Raw genomic sequence first — 17,136 nt, 5'->3', positions numbered from 1 at the left:
GATAGGGAAGATCACGGCGCTGCACAGCCCTCGCCACGCGCGGTGACACCTATCCGACAGCGTCAATGCGGGACCGACGGCAGCGGGGCGATGGTTCGCCGGCGGTTCTGGCACTCTGGCGGGCGTCACGACGGGGAGACGGGGACGACAGGTGGAAGGGCTCAGCCATACCCAGCGGTCGCTGGACCGCGCTCAGGTACAGCGTTATGTCGAGGCGTCCTTCGGCCCGGACCGCCGCATGGTGGACTGCGGGCGGCTCGAAGGTGGCGGCTTCGCGACGGTGTGGCGGGTGGCGCTCGACGACGGGCGCGCTGTGGTGTTGAAGGTGGCACCGCCGCCCGACGCACCGCTGCTGCGCTACGAGCGGGGCCTGTGCGGCGCCGAGGCCCGATACTTCCGCCTGGTGGCCACGTACGCGCCGCAGGTGCCGGTGCCACCGCTGCTGCACCACGGCACCGATCCGGACCTCGGCGAGTGGCTGGTCAGCGGCCTGTTGCCGGGACGGTCCCTCTGGGAGTGGTCGGAGTCGGAGCGGCACCTCGACGACGCCCCGGCCCGCTACGACTTCGGCGCCGCCATCGCCGCCCTGCACCGGGTCAGCGGCGACCGCTACGGGTACGACGGCGGCCGGGCCAGCGGTGCGACGTGGCGCCAGGCCTTCGCCGCAATGCTCGACGGCCTGCTCGCCGACGCTGTGGACTGGGACGTGCCGCTGCCCACCTCGCCGGCACGGATCCGCGAGCTGCCCGAGCGGTACGCGTCAGCCCTCGATGAGGTACGCCGGCCGTCGCTGCTGCACTTCGACGGCTGGGACGGCAACCTGCTCGCCGAACCCGAACCCGAACCCGAACCCGACGCCGACGCCGCTGGCACCCTGCGTCTGCGCGGCATTGTCGACGGCGAGCGGTTCCTCTTCGGCGATCCGCTCATGGACCTGGTGTCTCCACTGCTGTACCGGCGGGTCGAGGACGACCCCGACCATCCGTTCCTGCGTGGCTACCGCGCCGCCGCGCCCGGCCCGGTGGTCTTCGACGAGGCCGCTCTGCGGCGACTCAGCCTCTACCGCCTGCACCTGTACCTGTTGATGACAGTCGAGATGCCCAGCCGGGGAATCACCAGGGAGACTCACCTGGCGCGGTTCGAGCGACTGGCTGACCTGCTGGATCAGGAGCTGACCGAGCTGGGGCGGGCTGGGAGCGCTCAGCGCAGCGCGCGGAACAGCAGAAGGTAGGCGCAGTAGCCCAGCGGCACCAGCAGGAAGCAGATCAGGAACCCCAACGGCAGGTAGCGCGGCGGGGTGCCGGCCACCGTGTGGGGCCTCCCCCACCGGCCCAGCACCAGGTAACCGCCGAAGAACGCCAGCGCCGGCAGCCCGGCACAGATCCACGCGCCGAGCGTGAAGCCGTCGACAAGGCCGACGCCGGAGGCGAGCACAAGCGTCAGCATGAGCACCCCGGCGGCCGCCCCGCAGCCGGCGTACACGGCGACAGCCCGCGCCAGCGGCGACCACGTCGGCAGCAGCGCCGGCCGCTGGGCCAGCAACTCGGCCTGCTGCCCGTGGCGGTCCGCCTCGTCGGCCATCCGCCGCGCCAACTCAAGCTCCATCGCCGGGTCGACCGCCGCCGCGCGCTGCGCCGGCACCCCGACGCCCGCCGGGCTCGCCGCCGTCGGCAGCGCCAGCCGCGCCTCAGGCATCTGGGGGTACGCCTCGACACCCGACCGCCCCGACGGGCCGGCTACGCCGGCGGACCCGCCGTCCCCCGGTCCGGGCACCCCGGACGACCCGCTCCGGACGCCGGAGTCCCCGGCCGACAGCCCTGATCCGGGAACGTGACCCGAGGCCGCGCCAGAAACCGGCCCCGGAGCCGAGCCAGCCACCGGGCCTGGGCCGGACCCGGACACGGGGTCGGCGGCAGGGGCGGTCGCCGGCTGGTCGATGCCGATCGCGCGGCCGAGCTGGTCGAGGCGGTGCCCCTGGGCGGTCAACCGCTGGTGCAGGTAGTCGGCGGTGGCGTGCAGGTCGCGGCGGCGTTCGGACTCGGCGGCGGCGTCCCGCTCGACGGTGCGGCGCTGCTCGGCGAGCTGTCGGGCCAACGCCGCGTACTCCTCGAAGGACACCGTCACCGCTCCCCGTCCGGCTCGTGCCCGTCCCGGGCGAACGGCACGATCAATCTGGTGCGCTGGTCGTGCCTGTCGACAAGCAGCGCCCGGTCGGCGCGCGGCGTGTAGGCCAGGTCGTGCACGCCCAGGTGCAGGGCCAACTCCGGACCGGGCACGTTGAGCGCGACGAGGCAGGCGACGTCGTCGCGGTTCTGTGTGCCGCCGAGGTCGTCGGCGAGCCGGCGCAGCCCACGCCACCAGCCGAGCAGGTGCACACCCTGGGCGGGGCCGTGGCGCAGCAGGGTACGCAGGTCGTCCAGGCCGGAGCGGAAGGTCACCGGGTCGGCCGCCGCGAGGACCGGCGCGGCGGCGTCCATGCCGAACACCACAAGGTATTCGCGGCCGGACGGCTCGGCGGCCAACGCGGCGATCCGGTCGCGCAGCCCGGCGGTGTCCAGGCGGTGCACCGGGTGACCGGCTGCCCGCAGGGCCGCTTCGGTCTCGTCGACGACCGGGTCGGCGGCGCTGACCAGCGAGGCCAGCTGGAACCGTGCGTCGCCCGGGATGTGCTGGCGGGCCAGGCTGAGTGTCGCGGCACGCAGCACGTCCGCGCCGCCCGGTGTGGTGCCGACGACCGCGAGGTGCCGGCCCGGAGTGCTGTCCATGAGGAAGAGCGCTGTGGTGCCGTGCACGTCGACAGTCCGACCGACGAGTGCCATCGGGCGGCGGCCACCGGGGCGCAACCCCGCGAACGTGGGATCGTCCTCGACGCGCGCCGCCTCGTACCCCTTGAAGACCGCCGGTGCGCGCGAGCCCGGCGGGCGGGCCTGCCACAGCTCGTGGCGCAGGGCGGTGAGGTCGGCGGCGGCGGCGTGCGCGTCGGGGAAACGCAGCACCGTGTCCGCGCCTACCGCGCCGGCCGCGGTGTTGACCACGGCCGAGCCGATCGGCAGGGCCGCCGCGGCGTCGTTGAGCGGGTCGAGCACCCCACCTCCGCCGGGCAGCGCCACCCGCAACGCGAACTGCCCGAAGATCGCCTCGGCCCGCCCGTAGAGGGCCTCGATGCCGGTCATGCTCTGGCTGGCCAACACAAGGTGTACGCCGTAGGAGCGCCCCTTGCGGGCCAGCTCCTCCAGCAGGTCGACGGACTCGCGGGCCAGTGCGTCGTTGCCGGCGAGCAGTACGTGGAACTCGTCGATGACCGCCACGATGCGCGGCAGCGCGTTGGCCGGGGGCAGGTCGGCGAGTTTGGTGACGCCGTGCCGTTTGAAGGTGGTGGCCCGGCGCTGTGCCTCCCGGCGCAGTTCACGAAGGACGGCGAGGCCGTACTCGCGGTCGGACTCGATGCCGACCGCGCGGGCGTGCGGCAGCCAGGACGGGTCACGCCCGGTGGGCACGAACTCGGTGAAGCTGACACCTTCCTTGAAGTCGAGCAGGTAGAGCTGAAGCTCAGCCGGTGAGTAGCGGGCGGCCAGCCCGTAGAGGACGTCGAGGAGGAAGACGGTCTTGCCGGCGCCGGTGCGCCCGCCCACCAGCCAGTGCGGGGTGGCGTCGTCGAAGGCGACAGTCAGTGGGGTGTCGAAGGCACCCGTCAGCGGGGTGTTGGCGGCTGCGGTCAGCGGGCCGGAGCCGGCACGGCCGATGACGGTCCGCAGGCCGTTGCCTGCGGATTCGGCCCAGCGCCGCTCGGGCAGCAGGTCGGCGAAGGGCAATGCTTCGGTGCGCCGGGCGGCGGCGCCGAGGTGCTCGGCGAGCGCGCGTACCGAGGCGGGGGGCGGATCGCCGTCGAGCCGCACGGGCGCGGCGAGGCCCTGCCCGTCGACGCTGAACGGGATGCCGGGCGGGTCGCCGACGTGCGCGTACCCCTCGGTGAGCCGGATGGCGGTGGTGCCACCCAGCGGCGGGGAGGTCTCGCCGGGCAGCCGGGACGGGTGGCCGGCGAGCAGCACGCAGACGGCGGCGGCCGGGCCTGCGTGGGTGAGCGCGGCGAGCCGCGCCAACTCGCGCGGCGGTGGGGCGGCGGTAGCCACCACAAGCAGCAGTTGCCTGTTGTGCGGCTCGGCGTGCTGCGCGGCGCGGGCGTGGCGTTCGGCGGCGGCCAGCAGGGCCGTCACCTCGGCGTCGGTGCTGGCCGGCGGGTCGAGCACACCGGCGTCGAGCAGCGGACGCAACGGACCGAACGTCGCGCCCAGCGCGGCGGTGTCGATGCCGGCGACCCGGACGTGCCCGGGTGGCGCGGTGGCGACCAGCCGCAGCACCAGCGCGCGCAGCAGCGCGGCGACCCGGGGATCGCGGGCGTCGGTGTCCAGCGCCAGGTGGTGCCCGCCGCCGAGTGGCACGAGCACCGGGAAGCCGCCATCCGGAGTGGACGCCTCGCCGACCCGGACGGCGGCCGGGGCGTCGGTCACTGTGGTGGCGCCCGGTGTCGGGGTGGCGAGGGTGCCGCCGAGTCGTGCGAGGCGGGCCACCAGGTCACTTCCGCCAGCCGGTGAGGTGGGGGGCGGGGCCGCGCCGAGCGCGCCCCGGGCGGTGTCGAGGTGGACGCGGGCCGCCCGGTGGGCGGTGACCGCCTGCCCGTACGCCGACGCGAGCCTGCCCACGCTCTGCCTCCCACGCCACGGCCGTCCGGTTCGCCGAAACCCTAACGGACGGCGGTGACACCGGCACAGTACCGACGCGGCGCACACGGGTCGGGTCGGCGCGCGGCGGTCGACGGTCCGCGGTGGACCGTCGACCGCCGGGCACTGGGTACGGGTCAGCCGGTGACGGCGTTCAGCGCCGGCAGGTAGCCGTAGCGGTAGCCGTCGGCGTCCGGGTGGTACGCCTCGATGATCCCCGAGATGTCGTTGATCCACGGGTCGCCGGCGCAGACGCCGTGCCCGGAGAAGTAGCCGCGGGTATCGGCGAAGGTGGCGCCGGCCGCGCTGGCCCGGCTCGCGGTGACCGAGGCGAGCACGTCGGCCGCCTCGTTGAGGATGGTGCGCTTGTAGGTGCTCATCGCCAGCCAGCCGCAGGAGTTCGTCTCGAACAGGCGCGGATAGCCCAGGACGATCAGTCGGGCGTTGGGCGCCCGGTTGCGGATGGCGGCGTACGTGGCGTCGAGCCGGGCGGGCAGCGTCGAGGTGGCGAAGCTCTTGGCGGTGTTTACGGCGTTGGTGCAGGACGACGTGCTGCCGAACCGGCAACTGGTGATGACGTTGACGAATCCGGCGTCGTTGCCACCGATGGTGATGGTGACAAGTGTGGTGCTGGCGCTGAGCGCACTCACCTGGTCGTTGAGGACGTCGGCGGTGACCGCACCGCCGCAGGCCCGGAAGTTGAAGCTGGTCACGCCGTGGGCGGCCGCCCAGAGCGGGGCGTACGACTTCTGGCTGCGCAGGCAACCCGACGTGTCGTACGGGCCGGCGCCGACACCTGAGGAGTAGGAGTCGCCGAGCGCGACGTAGTTGACGGCGGCGGCCTGCGCGGTGCCGGGAACCAGCACGGCGCCGAGGGCGGCGGCGAAGAGGGCGACAAGCGCGGCGAGGGCGCGGGCCAGCGGGCGGTGGGGCATGACGGACCTCCACAGGACAGGGGTGGTGGGATCCTGCGACCGCGCGCGTGGCCAGGGACGGAACAGTTGTTACTAGGCGGTAATGCTAGCGAAACATGCACATCAATGGAATAGCTCGTCAGCACCGCGCGGCGGGCCAGCGACGTTCACGGTCGTCGATTAGGTTGGCCCTGCGAACACTCGATGGAGGGAGTCCACCCGGTGCGACGAATCCTCACGGCGGCCACCGCCGCCCTGACCCTCACCACCGCCGGCACCATGCTCGCCGGCACCCCCGGCCAGGCCGCGCCGACCGCCTGGGGGCGGCCCAGCGTCATGGTCGCGCCGCAACCCGGCGCGCCCGGCCTGGGCGACAGCTATTTCCCCGACTACGGCAACGGCGGCTACGACGTCTCGCACTACGACGTCCGGCTGCGCTACGAGCCGGCCACCGACCGGCTCACCGGCACCACCACGATCCTCGCCACCGCGACACAGGACCTCTCCCGTTTCAACCTGGACTTCCTGCTCGACGTCGAGTCGGTGCGGGTGAACGGCTGGGAGGCCAGCACCAGCACCGAGGGCGCGCACGAGTTGGTGGTCACCCCGGCCCGCACGATCACCCGGGGTCAGCAGCTGACGATCGTGGTGCGCTACAACGGAATCCCGTCCGAGACGCTCATCGGTGGCTACACCGGCTGGACGCGCACCGACGACGGGGCGCTCGCTGTCAACGAGCCCGAGTCGGCGTGGTGGTGGTTCCCGAGCAACGATCATCCCCTGGACAAGGCCACATTCGACATCTCGGTCTCGGTGCCCACCGGTGTCGAGGTGATCAGCAACGGCGTGCAGCCCCGGCCACCGCTGGCCGAGCCCGGCAACCGCACCCGGTGGATCTGGCGGACCACCTCCCCCACCGCCACCTACCTGGCCTTCATGGCCATCGGCCAGTACGACATCGTCACCGACACCACGCCCGGCGGCCAGCCGGTGATCAACGCGTACAGCACGTCGCTGGGCGCGCTCGGGCCGGCCGCGCGGGCGAGCATCGAGCGGACCGGCGAGATCGTCGACTGGGCGAGCGGGATCTTCGGCCCGTACCCGTTCGAGGCGCAGGGTGGCGTGGCCGGGCCCGTCGACGGCATCAGCTTCGCCCTGGAAACGCAGACCCGACCGGTGTACGGCCCGGGCTTCTGGCGGCGCGGCGCCAACACGTACGTGGTGGTCCACGAGAACGCCCACCAGTGGTTCGGTGACTCGGTGTCGGTGACCGGGTGGCGCGACATCTGGCTCAACGAGGGCTTCGCCTCGTACGCCGAGTGGCTGTGGTCGGAGGAGCAGGGCGAGGGCACCGCGCAGGAGGTCTTCGACTTCACCTACGCCAGCTACCCGGCCGATTCGGAGTTCTGGCAGGTGCTGCCTGGCGACCCGGGTGCGGCGGGGATCTTCGACGACGCTGTCTACGACAGGGGCGCGATGGCCCTGCACCAGCTCCGGCTGGCGGTCGGCGACGACGCGTTCTTCGCGATCCTGCCGGCCTGGACCGCCGAGCACCGCTACGGCAACGGCACCATCGCGCAGTTCCAGGCCCTCGCCGAGCGGATCTCCGGACTGGACCTGGACGAGTTGTTCACCACCTGGCTGTTCACCGCCGGCCGGCCGGACGTGGCCTCGGCCGCCCGCAAGGCCGGCCCGCCGGCCGAGCCGAAGTCCTGGGCCAAGATCCGCGAGGCCCACGACCTGCTGAGGCACTAGTCCCGTCCGTCGACCCGGAAGGCCCGCCGCCCCACGCGGCGGGCCTTCCGCGCGTCCAGCCTCGACCGTCGGGGACATCGGCCAGTCACCGTCGCAGCGGCGGTACCTCGACCGGCCTCAGCGCATCCGGCGGATCACCGCGCGGCGAGCGGCTGCGCGGCCGGGCCGACCGGAGCGGGCAGCGCCCCGCCAGCGCCCAGGAAGTCATGGATGGCGGCGGCCACCGCACGGCCCTCGGCGATGGCCCAGACGATCAACGAGGCGCCCCGGTGCATGTCGCCGGCCACGAACACGCCGTCGACGTCGGTCTGCCAGTCGTCCCGGGCGTCGATGGCACCCCGAGCGTTGCGGGTCACCCCGAACTGGGTCAGCAGCGGCTGCTGCTCGGTGCCCTCGAAGCCGATCGCCAACAGCACCAGATCCGCCGGCAACTCCCGCTCGGAGCCGGGCACCACGGTGACCACCCGCCGACCGTCGTGCTTCTCCACAGTCACCTCGGCGATCCGGACCGCCCGCACCTGACCGGTGCCGTCGTCCACGAACTCCTGCACCGCCACCGCGAAGACCCGCTCGCCACCCTCCTCGTGTGCCGGGTAGCTGCGCAGGAGCCACGGCCAGGTCGGCCACGGGTCCCGTGCCTCGTCGCGCTCGCTGGGCGGCTGCGGGTACAGGTCGAGCTGGTGCACGCCAGCGGCACCCTGCCGGTGCGCGACACCGAGGCAGTCAGCGGCGGTGTCACCGCCGCCGATGATCACCACGTGCTTGCCGGCAGCGTCGATAGGAGTGCCGTCCGGCAGCACCGCGCGGGCCGCCCGGCCCTCACCGGTGACAGTGGTGGCGTCAGGCTGGTCGATGGTCGCCGCGGCGACCGCACGATTGGCCGCGACCAGATGCGCCATCGCCTGGTGTACGCCCCGCAGCGCCCGCCCCGGGGTCTCCGGAGTGTCCCGGCCCTGCAACGCGCCGCAGGCCAACAGCACTGCGTCGTGCTCGGCGCGCAACTGCTCGGCGGTGACGTCGACACCGACGTTCACACCGGTGCGGAAGCGCACCCCCTCGGCGGCGAGCTGCGCCAACCGGGCGTCGATGTGCCGCTTCTCCAGCTTGAAGTCCGGAATGCCGTACCGGAGCAGACCACCGATCGCGTCGTCGCGCTCGTACACAGTCACCGCGTGACCGGCGCGGGCCAGTTGCTGGGCAGCGGCAAGGCCCGCCGGCCCGGAACCGACCACGGCGACCGACCGGCCGGACGGCGGCGGTACCGGCAGGGGCGTCAGGCCACGCGCCGCGGCGGCGTCGGCGATCTCCACCTCCACCTGCTTGATGGTCACCGGCTGCCCGCCGGCGATACCCAGCACGCAGGCCGCCTCGCAGGGCGCCGGGCAGAGCCGACCGGTGAACTCGGGGAAGTTGTTGGTGGCGTGCAGCGACTCCACGGCGGCGTCCCAGCTGCCGGTGCGGACCAGGTCGTTCCAGTCCGGGATCCGGTTGCCCAACGGGCAGCCGTCGTGGCAGAACGGGATGCCGCAGTCCATGCACCGGGTGGCCTGCTCGCGGACCAGTTCCTCGCCGGCCGGTGGGTACACCTCACGCCAGTCGCTGATCCGCACCGACACCGGGCGGCGGGCCGGCAGTCGCCGGTCGTAGCGCAGGAAACCGTTCGGGTCAGGCACGGGCCACCTCCTGGGCGACCACCCGCGAAGCGGGCGGAACGGGCGCGGCCGAGGGTGCGCTGAGCGCGCCCATCACCGCGTCGTCGACATCGCGGCCGGCGGCTTCGGCGGCCCGCATGATCTCCAGCACCCGGCGGTACTCGCGGGGCACCACAGCGGTGAACTCGGCCACCGCCTCCGGCCAGCGCTTGAGCAAATCCTCGGCGACCGACGAGCCGGTCTCGGCCACGTGCCGCTGGACCAGCTCGTGCAGCAGCGCCTGCTCCTGCTCGCCCAGCGGCGTCAGGTCGACCAGCTCCGCGTTGACCCGGGCCCGGTCCAGCCGGTGCACGTACGCCGTACCGCCGGACATGCCTGCGGCGAAGTTACGGCCTGTCGCGCCGAGCACCACCACCGTCCCGCCGGTCATGTACTCGCAGCCGTGGTCGCCCACACCCTCGACCACCGCGACCGCGCCGGAGTTGCGCACCGCGAACCGCTCACCCACCCGGCCCCGCAGGAAGACCTCGCCTGCGGTGGCCCCGTACAGGATGGTGTTGCCGGCGATGATCTGGTCCTCGGCGCGCTCGCCCGGTGCGGCGTCGGCGTCGAGGAACGGCGCGGCGGCGTCCGGGCGGACGACGATCCGCCCTCCGGAGAGGCCCTTGGCCACGTAGTCGTTGGCGTCGCCGTGCAGCCGCAGGGTCACCCCGCGCGGCAGGAACGCGCCGAACGACTGCCCAGCGGTGCCGTGCAACACGAACTCGATGGTGTCGTCGGGCAGCCCCGCGCCACCGAACCGGCGGGTCACCTCACCGCCGAGCATCGCGCCGACGCTGCGGTGCTCGTTGCGCACCGCCACCTCGACCCGCACCGGCGCGCCCGAGGTCAGGGCGGGCTGCGCGAGCGCGATCAGCTCGTTGTCCAGGGACAGCTCCAGGCCGTGGTCCTGGGCGCGTACGCCACGGCGGGCCGCGCCGGCGGGCAGCTCCGGCAGGTGCAGGACCGGCGCGAGGTCGAGCCCGTGCGCCTTCCAGTGCGTCACCGCCGGGGCCACGTCGAGCAGCTCGGTCTGCCCGATCGCTTCCTCGATCGACCGGAAGCCCAGCTCGGCCAGGTAGCCGCGGACCTCCTCGGCGAGGAACAGGAAGAAGTTCTCCACGAACTCCGGGGTGCCCGTGTACCGCTCCCGCAGCACCGGGTTCTGGGTGGCGATGCCCACCGGGCAGGTGTCCAGGTGGCAGACCCGCATCATCACGCAGCCGGAGACGATAAGCGGCGCGGTCGCGAAGCCGAACTCCTCCGCGCCGAGCAGCGCCGCGATCAGCACGTCCCGGCCGGTCTTGAGTTGACCGTCGACCTGCACTGTGACCCGGTCGCGCAGCTTGTTGAGCAGCAGCGTCTGCTGCGCCTCGGCAAGCCCCAACTCCCACGGGGTGCCGGCGTGCTTGAGCGAGTTCAGCGGGGACGCACCGGTGCCACCGTCGTGACCGGAGATCAGGATGACGTCGGCCTTGAGCTTGGCCACGCCTGCGGCGACGGTGCCGACACCGACCTCGCTGACCAGCTTGACGTGCACCCGGGCGGCCGGGTTGACGCACTTGAGGTCGTGGACGAGCTGGGCGAGGTCCTCGATGGAGTAGATGTCGTGGTGCGGCGGCGGCGAGATCAGGCCCACGCCGGGGGTGGCGTGCCGGGTCCGGGCAATCCACGGCCAGACCTTGTTGCCGGGCAGTTGGCCGCCCTCGCCGGGCTTGGCGCCCTGGGCCATCTTGATCTGGAGGTCGTCGGCGTTGACAAGGTATTCGCTCGTCACGCCGAAGCGGCCGCTGGCGATCTGCTTGACCGACGAGCGGCGCAGCGGATCGTGCAGCCGGTCGACGTCCTCGCCGCCCTCGCCGGTGTTGGACTTGCCGCCGAGGCGGTTCATCGCGATGGCGAGCGTCTCGTGCGCCTCCGCCGAGATCGACCCGTACGACATGGCGCCTGTGGCGAACCGCTTGACGATCTCGGTGGCCGGCTCGACCTCCTCGATCGGCACCGCCGGCCGGACCCCCGTACGCAGGGTGAACAGCCCACGCAGCGAGCCCGCCTGCGCGGCGAGCGCGTCGACCTTCGCCGTGTACTTGCGGAAGACGTCGTACTGCCGGCTGCGGGTGGCGTGCTGGAGCAGGAAGACCGTCTCCGGGTTGAACAGGTGCAGCTCACCTTCGCGGCGCCACTGGTATTCGCCGCCGACCTCAAGCCGGTCGGAGGCGGGGGTGCCGGCCTGCGGCCAGGCCAGGGCGTGCCGGGCGGCCACCTCGGCGTGCACACCCGCAAGGCCCACTCCGCCGATGCGGCTGGGCGTGCCCCGGAAGTAGCGCTCGATCAGCCGGGTGTCCAGCCCGACCGCCTCGAAGACCTGGGCACCGCAGTACGACGAGACCGTCGAGATACCCATCTTCGACATGATCTTCAGGACGCCCTTGCCGAGGCCCTTGGCGTAGTTGCGCACCGCGACGGCCGGCTCGACGCCGGTCAGCGCGCCGGTGGCGATCATGTCCTCGACCGACTCGAACGCCAGGTACGGGTTGACCGCCGCCGCGCCGTACCCGATCAGGACAGCCGCGTGGTGCACCTCCCGGCAGTCGCCGGACTCCACGATCAACGCCACCTGCGTACGGGTCTGCTCACGCACCAGGTGCTGGTGCACTGCGGCGGTGAGCAGCAGCGACGGGATCGGCGCGAGATCGGCGTTGGAGTCCCGGTCGGAGAGCACCAGGATGCGTACGCCGTCCTCGATGGCCTCGGAGACGTGCCGGCAGATCTCGGTCAGCCGGGCCTTGATGCCGGCGGCGCCCTCCCGGATCCGGTACAGGCCGGAGACCCGGACCGCCTTGAAGCCGGGCAGGTCACCGTCCTCGTCGATGGAGAGGATCTTCGCCAGCTCGTCGTTGTCGATGATCGGATGCGGCAGCACGATCTGCCGGCAGCTCGCCGCGTTCGGGTCGAGCAGGTTGCCCTCCGGCCCGATCGTCGACGCCAGGCTGGTCACCAGCTCCTCGCGGATGGCGTCCAACGGCGGGTTCGTCACCTGGGCGAAGAGCTGGTGGAAGTAGTCGTAGAGCAGCCGCGGCCGGGTGGACAGCGGCGAGATCGGGGTGTCCGTTCCCATCGAGCCGATCGGCTCGGCGCCGGCGCGGGCCATCGGCGCGAGGAGGATCTTCAGTTCCTCCTGCGTGTAGCCGAAGGTCTGCTGGCGGCGGCGGACCGAGTCATGGGTGTAGACGGTGTGCTCGCGGGCCGGCAGGTCGTCCAGCTCGATCAGCCCGGCGTGCAGCCACTCGCCGTACGGCTGCGCGGCGGCCAGCTCGGACTTGATCTCGTCGTCGTGCACGATCCGGCCGGCGACGGTGTCGACAAGGAACATCTTTCCCGGCTGGAGCCGCCCCTTGGCGACCACGTGGGCCGGGTCGAGGTCGAGCACGCCCGCCTCGGAGCCCAGCACGACAAGGCCGTCGTCGGTCTGCCACCAACGCCCCGGGCGCAGCCCGTTGCGGTCCAGCACCGCGCCGACGATCTGGCCGTCGGTGAACGCCACCGACGCCGGCCCGTCCCACGGCTCCATGAGGCTCGCGTGGAAGCGGTAGAAGGCCCGCTTGTCCGGCTGCATGCCGGGATCGTTCTCCCACGCCTCGGGGATCATCATGAGCACCGCGTGCGGCAGGCTCCGTCCGGCCAGGTGCAGCAGCTCCAGGACCTCGTCGAAGTTCGCCGAGTCGGAAGCGGCGGGGGTGCAGACCGGGAAGACCCGCCGAATGTTGCCCGGTAGGTTGGGCGAGCGCAGCAGCGCCTCGCGGGCCTGCATCCAGTTGCGGTTGCCGCGGATCGTGTTGATCTCGCCGTTGTGGGCGATGAACCGGTACGGGTGCGCCAGCGGCCAGGACGGGAACGTGTTCGTGGAGAACCGGGAGTGCACGAGCGCGATCGCGCTGTCCACCCGCTCGTCGCGCAGGTCCGGGTAGAACTCCGGCAGTTGGTCGGGCGTGAGCATGCCCTTGTAGACCATGGTCCGGCTGGACAGCGACGGGAAGTACGCCGGCACGCCCCGCTCGGCGCTCTCCCGCTCGGCCTGCTTACGCAGGCAGAACGCCACCCGGTCCAGGTCGATGTCGCGCAGCGGGGTGCCGGCCCTGCCGGCGGGCGAGTCGGTGAGACGACGCGCGGCGAGGAAGACCTGCCGAACCCGGGGCATCGCCGCCAGGGCGGTCTCGCCGAGTCCGGACGGCTCGACCGGTACGTCCCGCCAGCCGAGGACGTCGGCCCCCTCGACCACCGCGTACTTCTCGATGACCCGGCGGGCGCGAGCCTCGTCGTCGTCGTTGTCGGGGAGGAAGACCAGGCCGGTGGCGTACTCGCCGGCGGGCGGAAGCGCGATGTCGGCCACCGCGCGCAGGAACGCGTCCGGGACCTGGATCATGATGCCGGCCCCGTCGCCGGTGTTGGGCTCCGCGCCGCGGGCGCCGCGATGGTCCAGCCGGCAGAGCGCTCCGAGCCCGTTGGCGACGACCGAGTGTGACCGTCGGCCGTGCAGGTCCGCTACGAAGGCCACCCCGCAGGCGTCGTGCTCGTGCGCCGGGTCGTAGAGCCCCTGCGCGGACGGGCGGGGGCCGGGCGTCGGCAAAGCCTGCGGGCTCTGCGGGTACGGAAAGGCCACCGGGCCTCCTGTCGTCACTCAGGGTCTGATCATGGTGAGGGACGACGTCGGCCCGGGGTCTATTGAGTCTACGTTAGGGCGGTCAGCGCAAGGCCAGTCAAGATTGATCACACCGCCCAGAGTCTGGGACGTGTAGTCTCGCGCGGTGGATTCGCTACACAAGGACGTCTTCGACCGGTTGGAACGCTTCTACGACGCCGTGCCCCGGGACGTCGCAGCTGTGGAGGACCACGGCGCGCTTGTGCTGTTCGTCCGCGAGGGCGACGGTTGGCCGTTCTACGCCCGACCCCGGATCGACGCCAATGAGCCGCCGTCCCTGGCCGACATTACCTCGGTACGGGAGCGACAGCGGAAACTGGGCCTGCCCGAGTCCCTCGAGTGGGTGCACGAAACCACGCCTGAGCTGCTGGCTGTGGCCCGCTCGGCGGGGCTGAACGTGCTGGAGGCGCCGCTGATGGTGCTCGATCCGGCCGCGCTGCCGGACCCGGCGACGCTGTGCGACGTACCGGTGCGGGTGCTGGCGGCAGACTCACCGGACTTCGCCGCCGACGTCGCGGCCCGGCGGGCGGTGGCCGCCGTGTCGTTCAGCACCCCCGGCACCGCGCCCGGTGAGGCCGGACCGGCCGAGCGGGACGCGGCCGTCACCGAGTTGGAGCTGGCCGCGCTGGAAGAGGAGCGCGCCCGGATCGCCGACGGTCGGCGGATCTCCGCGCTGGCCGGTACGCCCACGGAGGGCGCGCTGGCAAGCGGCATGGCGATGCGTGTGGACGACGTGGCGGAGATCGCCGGGGTGGCCACCCTGCCTGCCGCCCGCCAACGCGGGATGGGCGCCGCGCTGACCGCCGCCCTCGCCCGGGTGCTGCTCGCCGCCGGCACCGACCTCGTCTTCCTGTCCGCTGGCAGCGAGGAGATCGCCCGCGTCTACCTGCGGGTCGGCTTCCGCCGGATCGGCACCGCCTGCATCGCCGAACCCGCCGCCCTGATCCCCTGAACCCGGGGAACGGTCAGGCCGGCGGACGCCACTGGACTGCGGACGCGGCGGTGCTGGAGAGCAGCCGCGAGTTGATCGTGCCGAGTGCGGCGTCCCGGGCGCGCAGCGCCAGCCGGCCCCGGGTCTGGAGCACCGCCGACATGCGCCGGGTCTGCCGGACCACTGACGCCGCCCGGGGACGGCGCACCCGGTCGTACGCCTGCACGGCGTCGGGCAGTCGAGCCTCGCGCAGCAGGGAGGCGAGTGTGGCGGCGTCCTCGAATGCCAGGCACGCGCCCTGGCCGAGGTGCGGCGGCATGGCATGCGCCGCGTCACCGAGCAGCACCACACCGCCCGGCCCGACCGGGAAGCCGTACGCGCGGGGCAACGGGCGCAACTCCCGGACCTCCTGCTGGACGAGGTCGGTCGGGTCGGTGGCGTCGAGCAGGTCGGCGATCGGCGCCGGCCAGCCCGCGTACCAGCGGCGCAGCAACGCCAGCTGGGTCTCCGGAGGCTCCGGACGGGGAGCGCCGGCTGCGGTGGCCACCCAGTAGATGCCGCCCCGGGTGGAGCCACCCGACGAGCCGCGCTCACCCAGCGAGGCGGCCACGAACCGGTAGCCCGCGCCGAGGACCTCGCCGGCGATCGGCTGGTCGGCGGGCAGCCGAGGTGCGCGGTACCAGGGGATGACGGCTCGCCAGGCCGCGCAGCCGGAGCTGACCACCCTGGACTCGGGTGCCAACTGGCGGCGAATGACGCTGTCCGTGCCGTCCGCGGCGACCACCAGGTCGGCCTCGATGGTGTGCCGCCCGTCGCTGACGCCCGGGCGCTCGCCCGGCTCGACCCGGACGTGGCGCACTGTCACACCGGTACGCAGTTCGACACGGTCACCGAGCCCGGCGATCAACGCGTCGTGCAGGTCCTCCCGGTGCACCACCACCGGCATCCGCTCGACCGAGGTCGGCCGAGGCTGCACCAGCCAGTGCCCGTCCGGGCGGCGGACCCCACCGTCGGGCAGCGGGGTGGCGATGGCGGCCAGTCCGGCGCCACGATCGAGGGCCTGCAACGCGCGTACCCCGTTGGGCCAGAGCACGACGGCGGTCGGCTCGGGGCGGACCCGCTCGGCGCGGTCCAGCAGGGTGACCTGCCAACCGGAGCGGGCCAACGCGCCAGCGACCGCGAGGCCACCGACCCCGGCACCGACCACCACCGCGCTTCGCATCGGTATCGCCCTCGCTCAGCTGTCCCGGTCGGCGGGGCGCGCGTCGGCCCGCTCGCCGTCGTGCGCGTCCCGCGTGCCGTCGGTCCGCGCGGGGTCACCGGTCGGTGCCGGCTCGTCGCTCCCGTCGTCGTCGCCGTCGGCCGGTTCGGGTGGTGCCACGCCGGTGTCCTGCCAGGTGCGGAACTGTTCCTCGCTTACCACCCGGTAGCCCTCCGGGGCGGCGGCGCGCGCCCCGGCCTCCTGCTCGGAGAGGTCGACCTGGGACACGTCGGACGTCGTGGGCGGAGTCGGAGTGGCCGCCGCGCCGAGCGGGATCAGGTACTCCCGGGGGCCACGGACCCGCACGAAGTAGAGCAACGCGCCGAGGAAGACCAGGGCTGCGGTCCATACGTTGAGCCGGACACCGAAGATCTGGTTGGCCTCGTCAGTGCGCATCAACTCGATCCAGAACCGACCGACGGTGTAGCCCATCACGTAGACGGCGAACGCCCGGCCCCGACCGAGCCGCAGCTTGCGGTCCAGCACGAGGACCAGTGCGACCACGCCGAGGTTCCACAGCGCCTCGTAGAGGAACGTCGGCTGGTAGAGGCCCGGTTCGAGAATCGGCTGGCCGGCGTCATCCCGCAACGCGTGCCCCGGGTTGTCCGGGTCCATCCGGTGGATCTCCAGGCCCCACGGCAGTGTCGTCCGGCCGCCGTACAACTCGTTGTTGAACCAGTTGCCGACCCGCCCGACCGCCTGGGCCAGCGGCAACCCGGGGGCAAGCGCGTCGGCCACCACTGAGAACGGGATGCCGAGCTGCCGGGCCGCGATCCAGGCGCCGATCGCGCCACCGGCGACGGCACCCCAGATGCCGAGACCACCCTCCCAGATGGCGAACGCCTTCATCGGGTCGCCACCGGCGCCGAAGTATTTTTCCGGCGAGGTGAGCACGTGGTAGATCCGTGCGCCGATGATGCCCGTGGGCACGGCCCACACGGCGATGTCGAGCACCGCTCCGGGCGCGACACCCCGCTGGCGCAGGCGACGCTCGGTGACCCAGCAGGCCAGCACGATGCCGACGATGATGCACAGCGCGTACGCCCGGATCGGAACCGGCCCGAGCTGCCAGACCGCGGTGCTGGGACTGGGAAGAGCCGCCTGGGGGGACAGCGAGGCGTAGGTCACGGGTGCACACGCTACCGCTGTCCACCCCCGCAGCGGCAC

At 72.9% G+C, this 17,136-nt stretch carries 10 protein-coding genes; 3 read left to right on the top strand and 7 right to left on the bottom strand.

The window, feature by feature from the left end; translation table 11 throughout:
• Positions 1 to 151 precede the first annotated feature (151 nt).
• Positions 152 to 1,231 (top strand): phosphotransferase family protein, encoded by a 1,080-nt coding sequence (locus F4558_RS04935; protein ID WP_167943314.1) that lies wholly within the window; start codon positions 152 to 154, stop codon positions 1,229 to 1,231.
• Here the strand turns inward: F4558_RS04935 and F4558_RS31400 are convergent.
• From F4558_RS31400 to F4558_RS04920, 3 genes are all read right to left on the bottom strand, one after another.
• Positions 1,201 to 2,118, bottom strand: a complete 918-nt coding sequence (locus tag F4558_RS31400) for a hypothetical protein (RefSeq protein WP_167943313.1) — start codon at positions 2,116 to 2,118, stop codon at positions 1,201 to 1,203. The two genes, F4558_RS04935 and F4558_RS31400, sit on opposite strands and share 31 nt — an antisense overlap.
• A 2-nt stretch (positions 2,119 to 2,120) precedes the next feature.
• On the bottom strand, positions 2,121 to 4,700 hold the full coding sequence (locus F4558_RS04925; RefSeq protein WP_167943312.1) for an FtsK/SpoIIIE domain-containing protein: 2,580 nt from the start codon (positions 4,698 to 4,700) through the stop codon (positions 2,121 to 2,123).
• 155 nt (positions 4,701 to 4,855) lie between these two features.
• Positions 4,856 to 5,653 carry an SGNH/GDSL hydrolase family protein gene (locus F4558_RS04920; protein ID WP_053658189.1) on the bottom strand — a complete coding sequence of 266 codons (798 nt, stop codon included), beginning with the start codon at positions 5,651 to 5,653 and terminating at the stop codon, positions 4,856 to 4,858.
• Between the two features lie 201 nt (positions 5,654 to 5,854).
• On the opposite strand from F4558_RS04920, the gene F4558_RS04915 reads away from it, so the two are divergent.
• Positions 5,855 to 7,387, top strand: a complete 1,533-nt coding sequence (locus F4558_RS04915) for a M1 family metallopeptidase (RefSeq protein WP_167943311.1) — start codon at positions 5,855 to 5,857, stop codon at positions 7,385 to 7,387.
• Positions 7,388 to 7,521: 134 nt separating this feature from the next.
• On the opposite strand, the gene F4558_RS04910 is transcribed toward F4558_RS04915, so the two are convergent.
• Both F4558_RS04910 and gltB read right to left on the bottom strand, forming a co-directional pair.
• Positions 7,522 to 9,060: a glutamate synthase subunit beta gene (locus F4558_RS04910; protein ID WP_167943310.1), complete on the bottom strand. Its 1,539-nt coding sequence runs from the start codon at positions 9,058 to 9,060 to the stop codon at positions 7,522 to 7,524.
• Positions 9,053 to 13,738: a glutamate synthase large subunit gene (gltB, locus tag F4558_RS04905; protein WP_167943309.1), complete on the bottom strand. Its 4,686-nt coding sequence runs from the start codon at positions 13,736 to 13,738 to the stop codon at positions 9,053 to 9,055. Before gltB ends, F4558_RS04910 begins: the two co-directional genes overlap by 8 nt.
• A 145-nt stretch (positions 13,739 to 13,883) precedes the next feature.
• Between gltB and F4558_RS04900 the strand changes: the two genes are divergently transcribed.
• Positions 13,884 to 14,729 carry a GNAT family N-acetyltransferase gene (locus F4558_RS04900; RefSeq protein WP_053658184.1) on the top strand — a complete coding sequence of 282 codons (846 nt, stop codon included), beginning with the start codon at positions 13,884 to 13,886 and terminating at the stop codon, positions 14,727 to 14,729.
• A gap of 13 nt (positions 14,730 to 14,742) precedes the next feature.
• On the opposite strand, the gene F4558_RS04895 is transcribed toward F4558_RS04900, so the two are convergent.
• Positions 14,743 to 15,930, bottom strand: coding sequence for an FAD-dependent oxidoreductase (locus F4558_RS04895; RefSeq protein WP_053658180.1), 1,188 nt, complete (start codon positions 15,928 to 15,930; stop codon positions 14,743 to 14,745).
• 15 nt (positions 15,931 to 15,945) lie between these two features.
• Positions 15,946 to 17,097, bottom strand: coding sequence for a prolipoprotein diacylglyceryl transferase (lgt, locus tag F4558_RS04890; RefSeq protein ID WP_053658177.1), 1,152 nt, complete (start codon positions 17,095 to 17,097; stop codon positions 15,946 to 15,948).
• Positions 17,098 to 17,136 lie beyond the last annotated feature (39 nt).

Origin of the sequence: Micromonospora profundi (genome assembly GCF_011927785.1) — a bacterium.
Classification (GTDB): Bacteria; Actinomycetota; Actinomycetes; order Mycobacteriales; family Micromonosporaceae; genus Micromonospora; species Micromonospora profundi.
This window is presented reverse-complemented; position numbering and strand designations above follow the sequence as displayed.

Bases quoted from the DNA above. Each gene is read 5' to 3' on its own strand.
- F4558_RS04920 (WP_053658189.1), bottom strand. From the start codon at position 5,653: ATGCCCCACCGCCCGCTGGCCCGCGCCCTCGCCGCGCTTGTCGCCCTC.
- F4558_RS04895 (WP_053658180.1), bottom strand. From the start codon at position 15,930: ATGCGAAGCGCGGTGGTGGTCGGTGCCGGGGTCGGTGGCCTCGCGGTC.